Origin of the sequence: Pseudomonas sp. LBUM920 (assembly GCF_003852315.1) — a bacterium.
Lineage (GTDB): Bacteria > Pseudomonadota > Gammaproteobacteria > Pseudomonadales > Pseudomonadaceae > Aquipseudomonas.
This window is the reverse complement of record NZ_CP027762.1, coordinates 1,865,121-1,883,905: the sequence shown is the minus strand read 5'-3', so window position 1 is coordinate 1,883,905 and position 18,785 is coordinate 1,865,121. Positions and strand designations below refer to the sequence as shown.

Annotated in this window: 17 protein-coding genes; 4 read left to right on the top strand and 13 right to left on the bottom strand. The window is 58.8% G+C overall.

From position 1 onward, the window contains the following. Positions 1–49 precede the first annotated feature (49 nt). Positions 50–1,087 carry a patatin-like phospholipase family protein gene (locus tag C4J83_RS08710; RefSeq protein WP_106576847.1) on the top strand — a complete coding sequence of 346 codons (1,038 nt, stop codon included), beginning with the start codon at positions 50–52 and terminating at the stop codon, positions 1,085–1,087. A gap of 122 nt (positions 1,088–1,209) precedes the next feature. Here C4J83_RS08710 and C4J83_RS08705 read toward each other — a convergent pair whose 3' ends face one another. From C4J83_RS08705 to kdpF, 6 genes are all read right to left on the bottom strand, one after another. Then, positions 1,210–1,899, bottom strand: coding sequence for a response regulator (locus C4J83_RS08705; protein WP_106576848.1), 690 nt, complete (start codon positions 1,897–1,899; stop codon positions 1,210–1,212). A 37-nt stretch (positions 1,900–1,936) separates the two neighbouring features. Further along, positions 1,937–4,588 carry a DUF4118 domain-containing protein gene (locus tag C4J83_RS08700; RefSeq protein WP_119739311.1) on the bottom strand — a complete coding sequence of 884 codons (2,652 nt, stop codon included), beginning with the start codon at positions 4,586–4,588 and terminating at the stop codon, positions 1,937–1,939. Between the two features lie 126 nt (positions 4,589–4,714). Continuing rightward, positions 4,715–5,260: a potassium-transporting ATPase subunit KdpC gene (gene kdpC, locus C4J83_RS08695; protein ID WP_106576850.1), complete on the bottom strand. Its 546-nt coding sequence runs from the start codon at positions 5,258–5,260 to the stop codon at positions 4,715–4,717. A gap of 64 nt (positions 5,261–5,324) precedes the next feature. Beyond that, complete coding sequence (kdpB, locus tag C4J83_RS08690) at positions 5,325–7,382, bottom strand: potassium-transporting ATPase subunit KdpB (protein WP_372239291.1); 2,058 nt, start codon at positions 7,380–7,382, stop codon at positions 5,325–5,327. An 11-nt stretch (positions 7,383–7,393) separates the two neighbouring features. After that, positions 7,394–9,088 carry a potassium-transporting ATPase subunit KdpA gene (gene kdpA, locus C4J83_RS08685; RefSeq protein WP_106576852.1) on the bottom strand — a complete coding sequence of 565 codons (1,695 nt, stop codon included), beginning with the start codon at positions 9,086–9,088 and terminating at the stop codon, positions 7,394–7,396. Between the two features lie 9 nt (positions 9,089–9,097). After that, positions 9,098–9,187, bottom strand: coding sequence for a K(+)-transporting ATPase subunit F (kdpF, locus tag C4J83_RS08680; RefSeq protein WP_003218754.1), 90 nt, complete (start codon positions 9,185–9,187; stop codon positions 9,098–9,100). Between the two features lie 393 nt (positions 9,188–9,580). Here kdpF and eat point away from each other — a divergent pair, with 393 nt between their 5' ends. Together eat and C4J83_RS08670 are read left to right on the top strand one after the other, a co-directional pair. Beyond that, entirely contained in the window at positions 9,581–10,945 is a 1,365-nt protein-coding gene (gene eat / locus C4J83_RS08675) for an ethanolamine permease (protein WP_124416800.1), read from the top strand. Positions 10,946–11,055: 110 nt separating this feature from the next. Beyond that, positions 11,056–11,223: a DUF2897 family protein gene (locus tag C4J83_RS08670; protein ID WP_083359476.1), complete on the top strand. Its 168-nt coding sequence runs from the start codon at positions 11,056–11,058 to the stop codon at positions 11,221–11,223. Between the two features lie 8 nt (positions 11,224–11,231). Here C4J83_RS08670 and C4J83_RS08665 read toward each other — a convergent pair whose 3' ends face one another. Both C4J83_RS08665 and C4J83_RS08660 read right to left on the bottom strand, forming a co-directional pair. Further along, positions 11,232–12,080 (bottom strand): urea carboxylase-associated family protein, encoded by an 849-nt coding sequence (locus C4J83_RS08665; RefSeq protein ID WP_124416799.1) that lies wholly within the window; start codon positions 12,078–12,080, stop codon positions 11,232–11,234. Between the two features lie 14 nt (positions 12,081–12,094). Continuing rightward, positions 12,095–12,739: a GntR family transcriptional regulator gene (locus C4J83_RS08660; RefSeq protein ID WP_106577288.1), complete on the bottom strand. Its 645-nt coding sequence runs from the start codon at positions 12,737–12,739 to the stop codon at positions 12,095–12,097. Between the two features lie 133 nt (positions 12,740–12,872). On the opposite strand from C4J83_RS08660, the gene C4J83_RS08655 reads away from it, so the two are divergent. Next, entirely contained in the window at positions 12,873–13,451 is a 579-nt protein-coding gene (locus tag C4J83_RS08655) for a TetR/AcrR family transcriptional regulator (RefSeq protein WP_124416798.1), read from the top strand. Between the two features lie 27 nt (positions 13,452–13,478). Here C4J83_RS08655 and C4J83_RS08650 read toward each other — a convergent pair whose 3' ends face one another. The 5 genes from C4J83_RS08650 to C4J83_RS08630 all read right to left on the bottom strand — a co-directional run bounded on the left by C4J83_RS08650 (position 13,479) and on the right by C4J83_RS08630 (position 18,783). Next, entirely contained in the window at positions 13,479–13,811 is a 333-nt protein-coding gene (locus C4J83_RS08650; RefSeq protein WP_106576856.1) for a ComEA family DNA-binding protein, read from the bottom strand. A gap of 157 nt (positions 13,812–13,968) precedes the next feature. Beyond that, positions 13,969–15,966 carry a polysaccharide biosynthesis protein gene (locus C4J83_RS08645; RefSeq protein ID WP_164487916.1) on the bottom strand — a complete coding sequence of 666 codons (1,998 nt, stop codon included), beginning with the start codon at positions 15,964–15,966 and terminating at the stop codon, positions 13,969–13,971. A gap of 120 nt (positions 15,967–16,086) precedes the next feature. Then, positions 16,087–16,647 carry a sugar transferase gene (locus C4J83_RS08640; protein WP_119739303.1) on the bottom strand — a complete coding sequence of 187 codons (561 nt, stop codon included), beginning with the start codon at positions 16,645–16,647 and terminating at the stop codon, positions 16,087–16,089. Between the two features lie 20 nt (positions 16,648–16,667). Beyond that, entirely contained in the window at positions 16,668–17,792 is a 1,125-nt protein-coding gene (locus C4J83_RS08635) for an acyltransferase family protein (RefSeq protein WP_124416797.1), read from the bottom strand. Further along, complete coding sequence (locus tag C4J83_RS08630; protein ID WP_124416796.1) at positions 17,773–18,783, bottom strand: UDP-glucose 4-epimerase family protein; 1,011 nt, start codon at positions 18,781–18,783, stop codon at positions 17,773–17,775. The genes C4J83_RS08635 and C4J83_RS08630 overlap by 20 nt, the downstream gene beginning before the upstream one ends. Positions 18,784–18,785: the final 2 nt, after the last annotated feature.

The following is an 18,785-nucleotide window of genomic DNA, read 5'->3' as shown; positions in this document are numbered from 1 at the left end:
CCCCTCAATGGGTGCATTGTGGGCACCTGCCTTGGGAAGGACATGGACCATGAAGAAGCGTGTTGCCTTGGTGCTGGGCTCCGGTGGAGCCCGCGGTTATGCCCATATCGGCGTGATCGAGGAGATCGAACGGCGCGGCTACGACATTGCCTGTATCGCCGGCTGCTCCATGGGCGCCGTGGTGGGTGGAATCTATGCGGCCGGCAAGCTTGACGAGTACCGCAACTGGATCGAAAGCCTCGACTACCTCGATGTACTGCGCCTGGTCGACGTAAGCTTTCGCCTGGGTGCGATTCGTGGCGAAAAAGTCTTCGGCCAGATCCGCAAGATTGTCGGCGAGATCAATATCGAAGAACTGCGCATTCCCTACACCGCCGTAGCGACCGACCTGACCAACCAACAGGAAATCTGGTTTCAGGAAGGTTGCCTGCACCAGGCCATGCGCGCCTCCGCGGCGATTCCAAGCCTGTTCACGCCCGTAATGCAGGGCAACCGAATGCTGGTGGACGGCGGTCTGCTCAACCCGCTGCCGATCGTGCCGGTGGTGTCGAGCCACTGCGACTTGATCATCGCGGTCAACCTCAACGCCACCAATCAAAAACATTACCAACTGCCCGTGATCCAGCGTCCGCCGGCGTTCAAAAGTCGTTTCAACAGCTTGGCCAAGTCATTGGGTTCACACCTGCCGTTTCGCCGCAAACAAGCCGAACAGTTGATGAAGCTTGAGCAGGAGGCTTTGCACGCCCAGACAGCGGAGATCAACCCGTGGCTGGAATCGGCCGAACCCGAATCCCAGCAACCTGCGGCTGCACCGGAGAAGGCCGGGGCGCCAAAGTCAGCAACCGGTTCGTTCATCATCGACAACGTCGGGCCGGCGTCGCTGCTGGACCTGATCAACCAGAGTTTCGAGGTGATGCAGACATCGCTGGCGCAGTACAAGATCGCCGGTTACCCGCCGGACGTGCTGATCAACGTGCCGAAGCGTGTGTGTCGGTTTTTCGAGTTCTACAAGGCGCCGGAGTTGATCGCTTTGGGGCGGGAGATTGCCAGGGATACGCTGGACAAATATGAGAGTGAGCAGAGTTGAAATGTGTGCTGTGACTGATGGCCCTATCGCGGGCAAGCCCGCTCCCACATTGTGATCTGTGAACACATTCAATGGTGGGAGCTGGCTTGCCTGCGATGAGGCCTGCGCGGACGCCGCGAAACTCAGGCATTCAACAACCGATACCCAACCCCCGCCTCAGTCACAATAAACCTCGGCTGAGTAGGGTCATCCGCCAACTTCTGGCGCAAATGCCCTACCACAATGCGCAGGTAGTGACTGTCTTCAGTGTGGGTCGGCCCCCAGATATCCTTGAGCAATTGTTGCTGGGTGATTACCCGCCCCGGATGCCGCGCCAGTTGCGCCAGCACCGCGTACTCCTTGCGGGTCAGCGCCACTTCGGCGCCGTCCAGCAGCACGCGGCGATAGGCCAGGTCCACCGTCAGCGGGCCAAAACTCAAGGCCGCTTCCTGAGCCTCCCCCGCCGGTGCCTGGCGCAGCAGCGCGCGAACGCGGGCGAGAAACTCCTGGATACCAAAAGGCTTGGTCACGTAATCATTCGCGCCGCCATCCAGCGCTTCAACCTTCTGCACTTCACTGGCGCGCACCGACAGCACCAGCACCGGCACCGTCGACCACTCGCGAAACTCGCGCAGCACTTGTTGGCCGTCCATGTCAGGCAGGCCGAGGTCGAGCACCAGCAAATCCGGTTTGCTCAACGCCGCTTGGGCCAGGCCCTCGTTACCGGTGCCGGCCTCGATCACCTTGTAGCCCTGGGAGGCCAGGCTGATGCGCAGGAATTTGCGAATCTGCGGTTCGTCATCAATGACTAAAATCGTCGCGGTCTGGCTCATGGTGTCCAATCAAAATCCGTGAAAAAAAGAGGGTAGCTCAAGCCTCGCGTTCCAGGCCAGGCTGAGTCGGCAACGGCAGGAACAAGGTGATGCACGTGCCCCGCCCTTCAATGCCCTCGGCGACGCTGATACGCCCACCGTGTGCGCCGACCATGCCCTGGCAAATCGCCAGGCCCAGGCCCGTGCCCTGCCCGCCGCGATCACCGCGGGCGGCGGTGTAGAACATATCGAAAATCTTCGCGCGCTCGTCTTCGGGAATCCCCGGCCCTTCATCGGCTACCGCAAAAAACAATTGGTCATCCGCCACGCCCGCGCTCACCTCCAAACGGCCTTGGGCGGGTGAGAAACGTGCGGCGTTTTCCAGCACGTTGACCAGCGCCTGTTCGATCAAGGCGGCGTGCACATACAGCAACGGCAGCTCGGCCGGCACGTCAGTCTTGACCTGCAGCGGCGCCAGCACCGCGCGCAAACGGCCAAGGGCGCTGCCGACGATATCGCCGGGCGAAACCCAATCACGCGCCAGTTTCAGCGCACCGTGGCCCAGGCGCGTCATGTCCAGCAAATTCTGGATATAGCGGTCCAGGCGCTCGGCTTCATCGCGGGTGCCCTCAAGCAATTCACGGCGATCCTCCAGAGGAATCGCCTCGCCGAGCGCCAACAGGCTGTCGATGCTGCCGCGCATCGACGTCAACGGCGTACGCAGGTCGTGGGATACAGAGGCCAGCAAGGCGCTGCGCAGTTGTTCGGTTTCGCCGTGCAGACGCGCCGATTCCAGCTCCTGCGCCAGTTGCGCCCGCGCCAACGCCTGGGCCAGCGGCTGGCTCAATGCGGTGAGCAGGCGACGACGCTGCCCGCTCAGCTCCAGGCCCGGTTTGGGGCTCACGCCAAGCAACCCCAGCGGCCCCTCCTCGCCCGACAGCGGCCACCACCACCAGCGCCCGAACGGCAACGTGCCGGTGCCCATGCCGGCCGGTTGATCGTGCTGCCAGGCCCAATCGGCGGCGGCGCGTTCGGATTCGGTGAGGTTCAGCGCGGAACCGGTCTCGACCTGCCAGTCGCCATGCGCGTCCCGGTTGACCAGGCAAAGCTCCAGATCGCTCCAGCCTTCCAGATGATGGGCCGCCGCACTGATCACCGCCTGGCGATCGGTGGCGGCGGTGAGTTTGCGTGACAGGTCGAGCAATTCGCTGGTCTCTTCCTGAGTATCGCGCAAGGCCTGCAACTGCCGACGCTGACGTGCGGCCAGGTTGCCGGTCAACGCCGCCATCAGCAGAAAGAACAGCAGGGTCAACACGTCCTCCTCGCGCTGGATGGCGAAGGAGAAATTCGGCGGAATAAACAGAAAATCGTAGGTCAGAAACGACAGCGCCGCACACACCAGCGACGGCCCCAGGCTGCTGCGCACGCCCACCAGCAATACCGCCGCGAGAAACACCAGCGAGATGTTCGGCAGCGGCAACACGCTGGCCACCGCCCAGGCCAACGCCGCCGCCACAATCGTCGCAACGACTGCCAGGCCATAGTCGAACCATACCAACCCGCGCACATCCGGCAGTCGCGGCGGTGCGGGCATGTCGTCGCTGTCGAGCACGTTGATTTCCAGACCGCGCGCATTACGCAGCAAGCGCGCCGCCAACCCACCGCCGAACAACCGACGCCGCCAACGCATGCGCGACTGCCCGACCAGCAGCAGGCTCGCGCGGCGTTCGGCGGCATGCTGGATCAGCGTCTTCGCCACCTCGCCCGCGCGCAACAACACCACTTCGCCGCCGAGGCGCTCGGCCAGTTGCTGGGCGTTTTGCAGGCGCAGGCGCGCTTGCTCATCGCGCGCGCGGCCGTTGTCGATATGCACCAGGCTCCAGGGCAAATGTCGGCGTTGAGCGACGCGGCTGGCGTGACGCACCAGGCGTTCGGCCTGCGCATCGCCATCCACGCCCACCAGCAAGCGGCCGCGCACCGCCGGCGCAGCCTGGCCCAGTTGCCGATAGCCTTGGGCCAAGTCGTCATCGACGTGGGCGGCGGCGGTCTGCATCGCCAGCTCGCGCAGGGCCATCAGGTTGGTCTGGGTAAAAAACGCGTCGATGGCCGCACGGGCCTGCTCCGGCACGTACACCTTGCCGTCGCGCAGACGCTCCAGCAGCTCGCGCGATGGCAGGTCGATCAGCAGCAACTCGTCTGCCTCTTGCAGCACCCAGTCCGGCAGGGTTTCGCGCACTTGCACGCCGGTGATCCCGCGCACTTGGTCGTTGAGGCTTTCCAGGTGCTGGACGTTGACCGTGGTGAACACGTTGATGCCGGCGGCGAGCAGTTCCTGAATGTCCTGCCAGCGTTTTTCATGCCGGCTGCCGGGGGCGTTGCTGTGGGCCAGTTCGTCGACCAGCACCAGCTTGGGCTTGGCGGCGAGCAGGCCATCCAGGTCCATTTCTTCGAGCATCACGCCGCGGTATTCGGTCCGCACCAACGGTTGCTGCGGCAAGCCGCTGAGCAAGGCCTCGGTCTCGGCGCGGCCGTGGGTTTCGACCACCCCGGCGATCAGCCGCACGCCCTGGCGCAGCTGGGTGTGGGCGGCCTGGAGCATGGCGTAGGTCTTGCCCACGCCCGGCGCAGCGCCGAGAAAGACTTTGAGCCGGCCACGGCCGTCCCGGGGCAGATCGGCTAAGAGGGCGTCGGCGCGGCCGGAGTCGCTCATGCTTTGCGGTTCCTTCAGGTGTTTATCTGGAGTCCTTCAGGCCGCCATCGCGGGCAAGCCCGCTGCCACAGTTGGAGTGTATTCCCCTGTGGGAGCCGGACTGGCCCGCGATGGCGGCACCACTACTTACAACTTTTCCAGCGCCATGTTCAGCGCCAACACATTCACCACCGGCGGCCCCACCAACGGGCTTTCGATGTGCTCATCCAGCAAGCGCTGCAGGGTTGCCACCGGCACATTTCGTGCGGCTGCCACCCGCGCCAGTTGATAGGCAATCGCCGGTGGAGGCAAGTGTGGATCAAGACCGCTGCCAGAGGTAGTCAGCGATGCCAACGGCACCGGCCCCTGGCCTGGCACTAGTTGTTTATTGGCATCATCGAAAACCCGCGTGGCCAACGCCGGGTTGCTTGGGCCCAGGTTACTCGCGCTGCTGGAAACCGTCGCAAATGCGCCGGCCGACGGGCGCGGATGGAACCACTGATCACCGGTAAAATCCTGGGCGATCAGGCTGGAACCGCGCACTTTGCCGTCGGCATCGCGCACCAGGCTGCCGTTGGCCTGGTCAGGAAAAGCGACTTGCGCGACACCGGTCACCACCAATGGGTAGGCGACGCCGGTGATCAGGGTCATGAGTACCAGCAGGCTCAAGGCCGGGCGGATCATGGTGGACATTTCAGATTCCTCACGTGAGTCATTGCAGCCTGGGGGCGCCGACGTGGCGCCCACAGGAATCGGGTCAAACCAGGTGCAGCGCGGTCAGCAGCATGTCGATTGCCTTGATGCCCACGAACGGCACCACAATCCCGCCCAGCCCATAGATCAGCAGGTTGCGACGCAGCAACGCCGCCGCACTCGCCGCCTGCACGCGCACACCGCGCAGCGCCAGCGGGATCAGCACCACAATGATCAGCGCGTTAAACACAATGGCCGAGAGAATCGCGCTCTGCGGGCTCTGCAAATGCATCACGTTGAGCACGCCCAATTGCGGGTAGATCGAGGCGAACAGTGCCGGCAGGATCGCAAAGTACTTGGCCACGTCGTTGGCGATGGAAAACGTGGTCAGCGCGCCGCGTGTCACCAGCAGTTCCTTGCCGATCTGCACCACGTCCAGCAGCTTGGTCGGGTCGCTGTCGAGGTCGACCATGTTGGCCGCCTCGCGCGCCGCCTGGGTACCGTCGTTCATCGCCATGCCGACGTCGGCCTGGGCCAGTGCCGGGGCGTCGTTGGCGCCGTCACCACACATGGCAACCAGACGACCGTCGTTCTGTTCGTGGCGAATACGCGCGAGTTTTTTCTCTGGCGTGGCTTCGGCCAGCACATCGTCCACGCCGGCTTCGGCAGCAATCGCCGCAGCGGTCAGCGGGTTATCGCCCGTCACCATCACGGTGCGAATCCCCAGTTTGCGCAGCTCGGCAAACCGTTCGCGGATGCCAGGCTTGACCACGTCCTTGAGGTGGATCGCACCGAGCAATTTGCCGTCGGCGCACACCAGCAAAGGTGTGCCGCCGCTTTGGGCGATCTTGTCGATTTCCCGCGAGAGTGCCGGTTGCAGGTCGCGACGTTGCTGGCCGATAAACGCCAGCAGCGAATCCACCGCGCCCTTGCGGAACACACGGCCTTCGTAATCGACACCGGACAAACGCGTTTCAGCACTGAAGGGCACCGAGGTCAGTTGGTCCAGGGTCGGCTCAGCCTGCGGGTGCAAGGCGCGCAGGTATTCGACGATGGATTTGCCCTCTGCGGTGTCGTCCGCCAGTGATGCCAGCAGCGCACCCTCGGCCAAATCCCGACCACTGACGCCAGGCGCGGCGATCACTGCCGCGCAGCGACGGTTGCCAAAGGTGATGGTGCCGGTTTTATCCAGCAGCAACACATGCACGTCACCCGCCGCTTCCACCGCGCGCCCGGATTTGGCGATCACATTGAGGCGCACCAGACGGTCCATGCCGGCGATACCGATGGCCGACAACAGGCCGCCGATGGTCGTAGGAATCAGCGTGACCAACAGTGCGACCAGGAACACCAGCGGCAAGCTGCCATTGGCGAAGTGCGCGAACGGCTGCAGGGTGACCACCACCAGCAGGAAGATCAGGGTCAGGCCGATCAGCAGGATATCCAGCGCGACTTCGTTGGGGGTTTTCTGGCGTTTGGCGCCTTCCACCAGGGCGATCATGCGGTCCAGCGTGGACTCGCCCGGGTTGACGGTGATGCGGATCAGCAACCAGTCCGACACCAGCCGCGTGTTGCCGGTGACAGCCGAACGGTCGCCGCCGGACTCGCGGATCACTGGCGCGGACTCGCCGGTGATCGCCGCCTCGTTGACCGCCGCAATGCCTTCGATGACCTCACCGTCACCGGGGATCATTTCTCCGGCGGCGACGCGTACGACGTCGCCTTTGCGCAAGCTGGTGGCCGGCACGACCTTGAAGCTGCCGTCGGCCTCCTTGCGACGTGCGCTGAGGCCTTCACTGCCAGCCTTGAGGCTGTCGGCGCGAGCCTTGCCGCGACCTTCGGCCAAGGCTTCGGCGAAGTTGGCGAACAGCACGGTGAACCACAACCACACGGCGATCTGCACGGCGACAAACGTCGGCACGGCGGTGTCGGGCACGAAGCACAACACGGTGGTGAGGATGGCGGTCAGTTCGACCACCAGCATCACCGGCGAACGTTGCAGCTGGCGCGGGTCCAGCTTGACGAACGCCTGGCCCAGCGCCGGGCGCCACAAGGCAGAGATGGCGGTTTTGGCGGGCTCCTGGGTGTGCACCGGGGCCGCATTTTTTGCAGGCATATTCATTTTCATATCCCTCAGAAGCCCATGCTCAGATGTTCAGCGATTGGGCCCAGTGCCAGTGTCGGCAGGAAAGTCAGGCCGCCCACCAGCAAAATGGTCACGGTCAACAGGGTCACGAACAGCGGGCCATGCGTAGGGAAGCTGTTCTGGCCAATCGGAGCGGTCTTTTTCATCGCCAGGCTGCCGGCCAGGGCCAGTACCGGGAGGATGTATCCGAAACGCCCCAGCAACATCGACAGGCTCAACATCAGGTTGTGGAACGCGGTGTTGGCACTGAAACCGCCGAACGCCGAACCGTTGTTGGCACTGGCCGAGGTGTAGGCATACAGCAACTGACTGAAACCGTGCGGGCCGGGGTTGCTGATGGCACCCGCCGGACCTGGCAGGCTGGCAGCGATGGCGCCCAGCACCAGCGTGCCGATTGGCATCACCAGCAAGGTCACGACCAGCAATTGCACTTCCTTGGCCTGCAGCTTCTTGCCGAGGTATTCCGGGGTGCGGCCGATCATCAAGCCGGCGAGGAACACCGCGATCAACACGTTGAGCAACATGCCGTACATACCGGCGCCGACGCCGCCGAAGATCACTTCGCCGACCATCATGTTGACCAGTGCCACCATGCCGGTCAGCGGGTTGAGGCTGTCTTGCATGCCATTGACCGAACCGTTGGACGCCGCCGTGGTGGCCACCGACCACAACACTGTGCCGGTGGTGCCGAAGCGCGCCTCTTTGCCTTCCAGCGGTGCGGTTTGTTCAACCGCTGGGTTGTTCAGAGTCGGGTTGGGCTGGTATTCGGCCCACATCGACGTCGCGCCGCCGATCAGGAACAGCGCCAGCATGCAGCCCAGAATCGCGCGGCTCTGACGCAGGTCCTTCACGTAGTGACCGAAGGTGAACACCAACGCCACCGGGATCAGGATGATTGCCGACAGCTCGAACAGGTTGGCCCACGCCGTCGGGTCTTCAAACGGATGCGCCGAGTTGACACCGAAGAACCCGCCGCCGTTGGTGCCCAGTTGCTTGATCGCAATCTGGCTGGCCGCCGGGCCGAGTGGGATCACTTGGTCCACGCCCTGCATCGTCACGGCGTTCACGTAGTGCGCGAAGGTTTGCGGCACGCCCTGCCACACCAGGAACAGCGCGAACACCAGGCACAATGGCAACAGGCCGTAGAGGGTAGCGCGGGTCATGTCGACCCAGAAGTTACCCAGGGTCTTGGTGGATTTGCGCCCGATCCCACGGCACAGCGCGACCAGCACAGCCAGGCCAGTGGCGGCGCTGACGAAGTTCTGCACGGTGAGGCCGATCATCTGGCTGAGGTAGCTCAGGGAGGCTTCACCGCTGTAGTTCTGCCAGTTGGTGTTGGTCATGAAACTGACCGCGGTGTTGAAGGCCAGCGTCCATTCCTGACCCGGCAATTTCTGCGGGTTCAGTGGCAGATATTCCTGGAACAACAGCACAGCGAACAGCAACACGAAACCGGCCAGATTGAACGCTAACAGCGCCAGTGTGTACTTCTGCCAGCTCTGTTCCTGATGCTCGTCCACGCCGGACAGGCGATAACACGCGCGCTCAACCGGGCCGAGCACCGGCGTGAGCCAGGTGCGCTGGCCTTCCATCACCTTGTAATAGAACCTTCCCAGGAACGGTGCCGGCACCAGCACCACGGCAAAGAAGGCGATGATCAGCCAATAGTCATAACTGTGCATAGCCTGCTCCTAGTTCCGATCCGCGCGTAACAGCGCAACCAGCAGATAAATGAACAGCGCCACGGCCAATAGCAGTGACACCCCGTCCAGAACGCTCATGGAAGTCTCTCCGTTTTGCGGCGATTGCCGCGTGTGAGTCAATTGTCCGCAGGAGTGGCGTAAAGGAACGAGAGCGACGCTGGGGGCCGGGCGTAAAGACGGCGTAAAGAGTGGGTTTATGCGGGGTTTACAGAGGTCGGTGGAGGCTGTTGGGGCCTCATCGCGGGCAAGCCCGGCGCCCACAGGGGATTGCGGTTACCTGTGGGAGCCGGGCTTGCCCGCGATGACGGCAGCTCAAACGCCCCTGCACTCAACTGGTGCAATGACAGAAGATTTCAAACGCCAAACCGTCTCCTCGACGACAGTTCGGCGTCTTTACGACAATGAATGGCGCACTGGCATGGCCGCTGCAACACCTTGAATCATTCCAAACGGTTCAGGGAGAGCAACACGATGAATACACAACTCAAACCCACCTTGGGCACCCTGCATCTGTGGGGCATTGCCGTCGGCTTGGTGATTTCCGGCGAGTACTTCGGCTGGAGCTACGGCTGGGGCGTCGCCGGTACGTTGGGCTTTCTGGTGACCTCGCTGATGGTCGCCGCCATGTACACCTGCTTTATATTCAGCTTCACCGAACTCACTACGGCGATTCCTCACGCAGGTGGCCCATTTGCCTACAGCCGTCGCGCATTCGGTGAGAAAGGCGGCTTGATCGCAGGCCTGGCGACGTTGATCGAATTTGTCTTCGCCCCGCCTGCAATTGCCTTGGCCATCGGCGCCTATATGAATGTGCAGTTTCCGGCACTCGACCCCAAACACGCGGCCGTCGGTGCCTATATCGTCTTCATGGGCCTGAATATTCTTGGGGTGAAACTCGCGGCCACCTTCGAGTTGGTGGTATGCGTGCTCGCCGTCGCCGAACTGTTGGTGTTCATGGGCGTGGTAGCGCCGGCGTTCAGCTTCAGCAACTTCGCCCTCAATGGCTGGGCCGGGTCCGACACCTTCGGCGCGCCGGCGATAGCCGGGATGTTTGCGGCCATTCCTTTCGCCATCTGGTTCTTCCTTGCCATCGAAGGTGCAGCGATGGCTGCCGAGGAAGCGAAGGACCCCAAGCGCACCATCCCCAAAGCCTACATCAGCGGGATCCTGACGCTGGTGGTGCTGGCCATGGGCGTGATGTTCTTTGCCGGCGGCGTGGGCGACTGGCGCACGCTGTCGAATATCAATGACCCGTTGCCGCAAGCGATGAAAACCGTGGTGGGCGACAGCTCCGGCTGGCTGCACATGTTGGTGTGGATCGGCCTGTTCGGCCTGGTGGCGAGTTTTCACGGCATCATCCTGGGCTACTCGCGCCAGTTCTTCGCCCTCGCGCGCGCCGGCTACCTGCCCTCCTTCCTCGCCAAACTGTCGCGTTTTCAGACACCGCACCGGGCAATTATCGCCGGCGGTGTGGTCGGCATCGCCGCCATCTACAGCGACGGCCTGATCAACCTGGGCGGCATGACGCTGACCGCCGCGATGATCACCATGGCGGTGTTCGGTGCCATCGTGATGTACATCATGAGCATGCTCAGCCTGTTCAAACTGCGCAAGACCGAGCCACTGCTGGAGCGCACCTTCCGTGCGCCGGGCTATCCGATCGTGCCCGGCATAGCGCTGGTGTTGGCGGTGGTCTGCCTGGTGGCCATGGCCTGGTTCAACGCGCTGATCGGGCTGATCTTCCTGGGCTTTATGCTGGTGGGATTCATCTACTTCCAGCTGACTGCACAAGACCGTGCCGACGCACCGGCCGATGCGATGTTGACGGGGCTCTGAGGCTACTGGAGCATAACGGGCCTACAATGAACTACTAAGATAGCCCGTTACTCAAAGCAGCTATTACCGTGGGAAATTTCCCCACGGTTTGCTGCCTCAAGGAGAGCCCTATGCCGTGGTATGCCTGGTTGATTTTAGTGGTCGCGATCGGTTCGATCGTCGGTGGTTTATTGATGCTGCGTGACAGCGCCAACAAGGTGGAACTCACCGACGAACAACGCAAACGCGTGGCCGAGCGCAACGCCCAGGCAGACTCAAAGGACGCCCAGGACCGCTGAAGCTGCCGCTACTCCCACGCCGCCTTGGCAATATGCAATCCGTGCTGCCCCTTGTAGGCAGCACGCTCAGGCTGGCTCCAGCCATTGAGCAACTCCTCCTCCAGGCGATAAATCTCCACACCCAACGGGCGACACACCGTTAACGGATCCTGCGCGTCCGGCCCCCACATCGGCAGCGACAAATCCCCGCCAGGGCACGTCGATAAAGCGCAGAGCAAATCAATCTCGGCAAAAAACTCCAGGTAGTCGCCCTTCTGCGCCGGGCAGGCTTTCATGAAGTACATGTCGTCGTGATTGAGGCCGGTGCATTGGAAAATGTTCAGCACGTCATGCACGTCGAACTCCGTCAGGCCGTGGGGCAGCACCGCGCGCGTCAGGTTTGAGTGGCAATGGTGATGAAAGTCTTCGCCGGTGAGCATGCGATTCACATACGGATCGCAGCGCGTGCCGAGCAAATCGTGCAGGCGTCCGCCATGCTCGTCGATGCCATAACTCGCCAGGCTGTCATCGGTGATGGTCACCAGCGGCCGCAGAAACGGCAGGTTCGACCACAGTCGATCATGAGTGCTGACATGTGCGCCTTGTAACTGGCGGGTGCGTGCGGCCCAAAGACGTTCGCGAGGATCGTTGGCATTCCACACGTTGAAGTCACCCACTTGTGGCCCAACCGGCGTGGTAACACGGAACACATGCCCAGCCGGCACCTTCCACGCCCTGCCCGTACGGATCGGCACTTCGAACTGCTCGATCAATGTGCATTGGTCCGCACGATCACGAATGCGCTCATAGAACGCGGTATCAACCTGCAGCGCAGAACCTTTGCTGACCTGGTACGCGGCCGGGTAGTCTTTATACATGGGGCAATCCTCCATCAGGGGTGATCAAACAAGGCCAGGGAAAGGCGTTCGGAATCGTCCAGGTACAGGCTCATCGCCTCCTGTGCAGCCGCTTTGTTGCCGCCCGCCAGCAACGCGTAGATCTCCTGGTCACGCTCCAGCCAGGGCGACTGGAAACGCTGCTCATCGGGTGCCGCGCAAAACACCAGGCGCAATTGAGCAATCACCTGGGCGAAAAATTCATCAAACAGCGGGCTGCGCATCAATCCGACAATCCGTTGGTGGAACGCCAGGCTGTGAGTCGCCACCGCCCGCCAGTCTTCACGCTCCCTGGCCAGGGAGGTGGCTTCGATTGCGTTTTGCATGTGCTCGGACTGAGCATCCGTCAGCACCCCGCTCTGGGCGATAGCCTGCAATTCGAGGGTTCGACGTACAACGAACAGGTCACGCACTTCATCTCGTTCCAGTCGTCGCACCATCACGCCTTTGTTGCGCACATAACGGGTAAGCCCTTCCTGCCCCAAACGGTGCAAGGCCTCGCGAATGGTATTGCGCGATGCGTTATAAATTTTGACCAGATCTACCTCGACCAGCGCCATGCCGGGCAACAGCCGCCCGCCAATGATGTCGGCACGCAGTTCGCGTGCAATCTGATCCGCCAGAGACAAGCTGAGCGTCATCACCACCTCACGATTGTTGAACAATCCCTGAACCAGATGTAATCACTTTTCATGCCAGTACCGCTGAACGATGTGTAGATGGGTAAAAAAGCTTAACTTCGTTAACATGCCCGCTCGTCCACGAGGCCGCCCCATGCGTTATTCAGCAGACCATAAAGCCCAGACTCATCAACGCATCATCAAGGAAGCCTCAGTGCGCTTTCGCCGCGACGGCATCAGCGCGACCGGCCTGCAACCCCTGATGAAAGCACTCAATCTGACGCACGGTGGCTTTTACGCGCATTTCAAGTCCAAGGATGATCTGGTGGAAAAGGCCCTGCAGGCTGCGGCTGCAGAACTGGACGCGCATTGCGAAACACTGTTCAGCCAGGAACGGCCGCTGGATGCATTCATAGACAACTACCTGTCTGAATGGCACCAGACCTCTCCCGCTGAAGGCTGCCCGCTACCGACCATGTCTTCGGAATTGGGCCTGAGGGGACAGCAGAGCCCGACCACAGATGCTGTGCTTGAAGCGCGATTAAGGCAGGTTGAATCAACGTTGGATCACGCGAATGCCGACGAACGAAGCCTGGTACTGATGTCGACGTTGGTAGGGGCATTGGTGCTGGCCAGGAGCGTAGAGAGCCAAGCGTTGGCGACGCGGATCATGAAAGTTGTGCGCGAGAACTTGAAAGCTCAAATCTCAGACAAAGAAAAGGCCGGTCAATGACCGGCCTTTTGAGCAAGGTTTACAGCCTTAATTAATAGCCAACCTGTCGCGGTTCTTCTCCAACAATGCCTTACCGATACCTTTGACTTCCAGCAACTCATCTACCGCAGTGAAAGGCCCATTGCTGTCGCGATAGGCGACAATCGCCTTGGCCTTGGCGGCGCCAATGCCGAACAGATCGCGGCGCAGGACTTCAGCGTCGGCCGTGTTCAGATTGACCTTGGTCGTTTCTTCGACTTTCGCCATCTGGGCGACGATAGGCGTTGGGGCTTCGGGTTTGGCGGATGGGGCTGCGGTGGTGGCGACGGAGACACTCGCGAGGAAGGCAAAGATCAGGGAAGAGATATAGGTGTTTTGCATAGGTGACGCTCCATGACATCGGTAGAAGAAAAGCAGCTTTCCGAAGCTGCCTTTCTAACTTAGGTGATGTTTGGAGGGAGTCAAAAGTGAGTCGGTTACAGCGTGTGTTTTTCTATTCGGGCAGAGTGACTCACCCGTAAAGTTGTAACTTTTAAACTCATGGCTCAAGCCGACGCTGCTGATATATCCAGTCAACAATTTCCCCATCCGGCGTATAACCGCTGACGGTGTCGCGCAACAACTGGCGAACCCGGCCGAAATCGTCTTGATCGACTGCGGCCAGCAACTCAGAAAGCTTGACCTTCAACACTTCCCACGGCAAGTAGTCCTCGTTAGCGCTCATGATCATCGGATGTTGCGTTGCAACAACATTGTCTCCGATAAGCAACTCTTCGTATAACTTCTCGCCCGGCCGCAAACCGGAAAACTCAATGGCAATATCGCCGTGAGGATTTTTGTCGGACCGCACACTCAGCCCTGACAGATGGATCATTTTTTCAGCCAGTTCGACGATCTTGACCGGCTCACCCATATCCAGCACGAACACGTCTCCGCCCAGCCCCATGGAACCCGCTTGGATGACCAACTGAGCCGCTTCAGGAATGGTCATGAAGTAGCGGGTGATCTTCGGGTGCGTGACCGTCAGCGGTCCGCCAGACTTTATCTGCTTGTGAAACAGCGGGATCACCGAACCGGAGGAGCCTAATACATTGCCAAATCGAACCATCGTAAAACGGGTTTTATTCACCCGCGACACGTTGGACTTGTCCCCAAACAGCACGGGGGCAGGCTCGCGGCTCAACGCCTGTAACGTCAACTCGGCAAGTCGCTTGGTGCTGCCCATCACGTTTGTTGGGCGCACTGCCTTGTCGGTGGAAATCAATACAAAATTCGATGCGCCCGCTTGAACCGCCGCCTGCGCCGCGTTCAGCGTGCCGATAACATTGTTCAGCACACCCTCTGCGATGTTGTGCTCAACAATGGGTACATGCTTATAGGCGGCAGCGTGGTAAACGGTATCCACCCGCCAGGCCTTCATGACATCCAGCAGTTTTGACGGGTCCCTTACTGAACCCAGGATGGGTAGCAGTTTTACCGGTAGCGATTTACGAGTAATACGCTGTTCCAACTCTGAAAGAATACTGTAGAGATTGAACTCGCTGTGCTCAAACAAGAGCAAGGTTTTAGGCTTAAGCTCCAGAATTTGCCGACAGAGCTCTGAACCGATCGAGCCACCCGCACCCGTGACAAGGACACTCTGCCCCTTGATGCAATGCTCAAGCAAATCGCCTTGCGCAGGCACCGAATCACGACCCAGCAAGTCCGCAATATCGACCTCTTGAATATCGTCAACCTTGACCCTTCCACTGGCCAGGTCCATAAACCCCGGGACGCTACGAACGTGGAGCGGAAAACCTTCGAGAAAACCGAGAATCTCCCGCCGCCGACCGCGATTGGAGGACGGGATTGCCAAGAGAATTTCTTGTGCGCCCGTGGCGTCGATCATCCTCTGGATATGCTTGGGCTTATAGACTTGGAGGCCCGAGATGACACGGTCCGAAATAGACGCGTCATCGTCAATGAACGCAACCGGGCGCATCACTCGCCCCATACGAAGCGCTGCCACCAGTTGATTCCCCGCCGCGCCGGCACCATAGATTGCGACGCGTGAAAGACCGTCGTCCCGGCTGGTAAACGGGACATGTTGGGCAGCGGCAAACCAATCGCCTAAAAAGTACTGACGCATGGTCAAACGCAAGCCACCGACCATGATCAAGCTCAACCACCAATAGTTGAAAATGATCGACCGGGGCACCACGTTCTGATGATTGCTATACCAATAAACAACTACACCCAGGATTAAAGAAGAAAGACTGACGGCCTTGATGATTGCGACCAACGCATCATTGCCAAAATAACGCATGACAGCGCGGTACATACCGAAGCGAATGAACAGAGGTATCGCAACCACCGGCGCCGCCAGAAACAACCATAAGTGCATTTTGACCGGGTTGACCATCTCGTCGATTCCGAGACGGACTAAAAACGCCATCCACAGCGCCAAAAATACGAGTATGACGTCTGCCAATACCTGAATCAGTCGTTTTTGATGACGAGGCAATTTTAATAGCCACGTACGCAACCGGTTTATCATGACTCACCTATCGCCTATGCGTCAGATCAAAAATTTTTTGTTGATCGCGTTACAACGCAGAACAAAAAACATACTTTGCATAATCAACCTGAATCGGCCAATCAAACACTTGGTACGGTATTAATGTGAAACACCATCACGTTTAATGACCTTCAAAGCTGTTAAAAACAAGATTTTAAGGTCGAAAAGAACGCTCATGTTTTTCGCGTAAAAAGCATCATAGCCAACCTTAACCGGTATGGGCAACTCATCACGGCCGTTGACCTGCGCCCACCCCGTGAGACCTGGACGGATGAGGTGTACGCCTTGCTCGGTACGCAGCTCAATCAGATCGGCCTGATTAAAAAGCGCGGGCCTTGGTCCTACAAAACTCATATCACCTGCGATGATACTCCACAGCTGGGGCAACTCATCGAGGCTGGACTTTCTAAGAAAGTTGCCAATCGGCGTCAAGTATTTAGACGGATCGAGCAGCAAATGCGTGGCGACAGCAGGCGTACCAATTCGCATTGAGCGAAACTTTGGCATCCTGAACAATACGTTGTTCACCCCTACGCGGTCAGACCAATACAGTGCAGGCCCCTTTGACGTCAATTTGACTGCCAGCGTAACAAGCAAGATCGGGATCAAGAGTATGAGCAAGGCAAAGAGGCTCAGTACCAGATCAAAAAAACGTTTCATGTTTTCACCAACCTTTCAATTCACAACCGTTTAGACGAATACTTAGCAAACTTTCCCGAATATTTGGCGATTGACAGGGACAACCAGGACGCCAGCGCTTTTTTGCGCAGAATACAAGGGTGTTCTATCAAATGCCACGACAGGACAGCCGGAACCAGTGCAACGGGAAGCGCCACGAGAATCATTTCAACGGGCGATATTCCTTTCCACGTGTGCGCAAGGATCTCCTGAGTAGGAAAAGCATATATGTACAAACCGTAAGAGTAATCCCCGAGCTTATTGTATTGGCGTGCGAACCACTGGGTGTTGAAGGCAACGAAAAAGACGGAATAACTCCATGCGATCACGAACACTTCTACGAACAAGGGAGACCTGTAGGAACACAGCGCGGCCAACCAGCCAAGGGCTAACATCCAGACGCTCAGCCGAACCTTGGTTCGGTAGGCATAAAATACCATCCCGATGACAAATGCGAAGCTCCACTGCACCCACGTGCGAAGCTGGAAACCTGCAATCAGGTACTCATTTTTTTGCAACAGGTTGAATACTGTATAAAACACAAAATACAGCACAAAAAATATCGAAACCCGACGAGTATGAGTCAAACAACCGACAACACCGAGCGCAAACACCATTGCGTACAGCAGCACCTCGTAATACAACGTCCATAGTGAACCATTGATTCCGGGATAGGGATTATCCTGAAACAAGCCTGGCAACTGAAAGTGAATATCTTTCAGTTTCAAATTCCCTGTGATGTATTTATGTACTTCTTTAGAAGAAAAATAATCATGCAAACTAAAGTCAGTGAATAACGGACCAATTACCCAGGCGCTTAACACCAGTACAACCAACAGCGCAGGATACAACCTCAAAAATCTCGCCACGATAAAATCAATTTTGGTCTTGGACCGCTCATAACTCAGCGATATAAAAAATCCGGATATGCAAAAAAAAGTAAATACGCCTAAACCACCGAGTGTTATTCCAAGCTGAGCCATCAACGGCTCAACTTCGGTAGCGCCACGGGATAGCGGAAACGAGTGTGACACCAACACAAAAAATGCCGCAAGCATCCGGATAAAATTAAAATTATTATCCCTGGACTTAAGCATCTCAGCCAAATTAACCATGCGACGGCCCATTCTGCTTTTTTTGATAATGCCGAGCCGTGATTGCAAAAGCCTCGTCAATAGTGACTGGAGGTGTCCAGTTTAAGCATTCCCGCGTGTCTGTGATATCGACTTGAAGCGAACCGCACAACCGTTGCAAAAAATCTTTCTTGCCGATTATCGCTGCTGCAACATTCAATAACGCGTAAGGAAAAGCAAACACATAGGATGGCTTGTTCATCGCCACGGCGAGCTTTTTCAGAATCTGTCCAATAGACAGATCGTCACCATCGCTTACCAGGAACACGCGGTTCGAAGCGGCAGGATGTTTGATGCACACGCAAATCAAATCGACCAAATTATCAATGAAGACAAGGCTTCTTCGGTTATCAATCGTGCGAAAAGGAAGTGGCAGCTTCCTGTCAACGACAGAGAGCATTCGTTCAAAGTTGGCTTTCACGCCTGGCCCATACACCAGGACGGGCCGAATGATGACGACGTCCATTGAGGTATGACGCGCCAGCTCCAAGAGCGCTTGCTCTGCCTCCAGCTTGGACACTCCATAATCGTCGAGCGGCGCAGGGACATCCTTTGGCGTAAACGCACGGCCAGCGCTGGTTTCTTCACCATTGACTTTAACCGAGCTTATATAAATGAATCTCTGAACGCCGGCGTCAGCGGCTTGCCGAGCCAGGTTGAGCGTAGCGTTCACATTAACTTCCCGAAACGCCTGCAATGGATTGCTATGGGTTTCGTTCATGATGTGCGCTCGACCGGCAGAGTGAATGACCACGTCCACACCCGACAGTGGCGCTGTCCAGTCGATGCCCCCTGTCAACGAATCAATAATAAAATCCTGCACGCCAGGGAGCGGCGCAGGGACCGTCTTGCGGGTTACATTCACCACTTGATACTGAGCCTTAACCAACGCATCCAGCACTGAGCGCCCTACAAATCCCGTTCCGCCCGTAAGAAGTACAGTGGGCGCACCTGGAGCGGAACTAACGCTAATTTCATCCAGCATTG

What these genes read in the sequence shown, in the direction of transcription:
- C4J83_RS08710 (WP_106576847.1), top strand. Translation starts at nt 50, where the DNA reads ATGAAGAAGCGTGTTGCCTTGGTGCTGGGCTCCGGTGGAGCCCGCGGT.
- C4J83_RS08705 (WP_106576848.1), bottom strand. Translation starts at nt 1,899, where the DNA reads ATGAGCCAGACCGCGACGATTTTAGTCATTGATGACGAACCGCAGATT.
- C4J83_RS08700 (WP_119739311.1), bottom strand. Translation starts at nt 4,588, where the DNA reads ATGAGCGACTCCGGCCGCGCCGACGCCCTCTTAGCCGATCTGCCCCGG.
- kdpC (WP_106576850.1), bottom strand. Translation starts at nt 5,260, where the DNA reads ATGTCCACCATGATCCGCCCGGCCTTGAGCCTGCTGGTACTCATGACC.
- kdpB (WP_372239291.1), bottom strand. Translation starts at nt 7,382, where the DNA reads ATGAATATGCCTGCAAAAAATGCGGCCCCGGTGCACACCCAGGAGCCC.
- kdpA (WP_106576852.1), bottom strand. Translation starts at nt 9,088, where the DNA reads ATGCACAGTTATGACTATTGGCTGATCATCGCCTTCTTTGCCGTGGTG.
- kdpF (WP_003218754.1), bottom strand. Translation starts at nt 9,187, where the DNA reads ATGAGCGTTCTGGACGGGGTGTCACTGCTATTGGCCGTGGCGCTGTTC.
- eat (WP_124416800.1), top strand. Translation starts at nt 9,581, where the DNA reads ATGAATACACAACTCAAACCCACCTTGGGCACCCTGCATCTGTGGGGC.
- C4J83_RS08670 (WP_083359476.1), top strand. Translation starts at nt 11,056, where the DNA reads ATGCCGTGGTATGCCTGGTTGATTTTAGTGGTCGCGATCGGTTCGATC.
- C4J83_RS08665 (WP_124416799.1), bottom strand. Translation starts at nt 12,080, where the DNA reads ATGTATAAAGACTACCCGGCCGCGTACCAGGTCAGCAAAGGTTCTGCG.
- C4J83_RS08660 (WP_106577288.1), bottom strand. Translation starts at nt 12,739, where the DNA reads ATGACGCTCAGCTTGTCTCTGGCGGATCAGATTGCACGCGAACTGCGT.
- C4J83_RS08655 (WP_124416798.1), top strand. Translation starts at nt 12,873, where the DNA reads ATGCGTTATTCAGCAGACCATAAAGCCCAGACTCATCAACGCATCATC.
- C4J83_RS08650 (WP_106576856.1), bottom strand. Translation starts at nt 13,811, where the DNA reads ATGCAAAACACCTATATCTCTTCCCTGATCTTTGCCTTCCTCGCGAGT.
- C4J83_RS08645 (WP_164487916.1), bottom strand. Translation starts at nt 15,966, where the DNA reads ATGATAAACCGGTTGCGTACGTGGCTATTAAAATTGCCTCGTCATCAA.
- C4J83_RS08640 (WP_119739303.1), bottom strand. Translation starts at nt 16,647, where the DNA reads ATGAAACGTTTTTTTGATCTGGTACTGAGCCTCTTTGCCTTGCTCATA.
- C4J83_RS08635 (WP_124416797.1), bottom strand. Translation starts at nt 17,792, where the DNA reads ATGGGCCGTCGCATGGTTAATTTGGCTGAGATGCTTAAGTCCAGGGAT.
- C4J83_RS08630 (WP_124416796.1), bottom strand. Translation starts at nt 18,783, where the DNA reads ATGCTGGATGAAATTAGCGTTAGTTCCGCTCCAGGTGCGCCCACTGTA.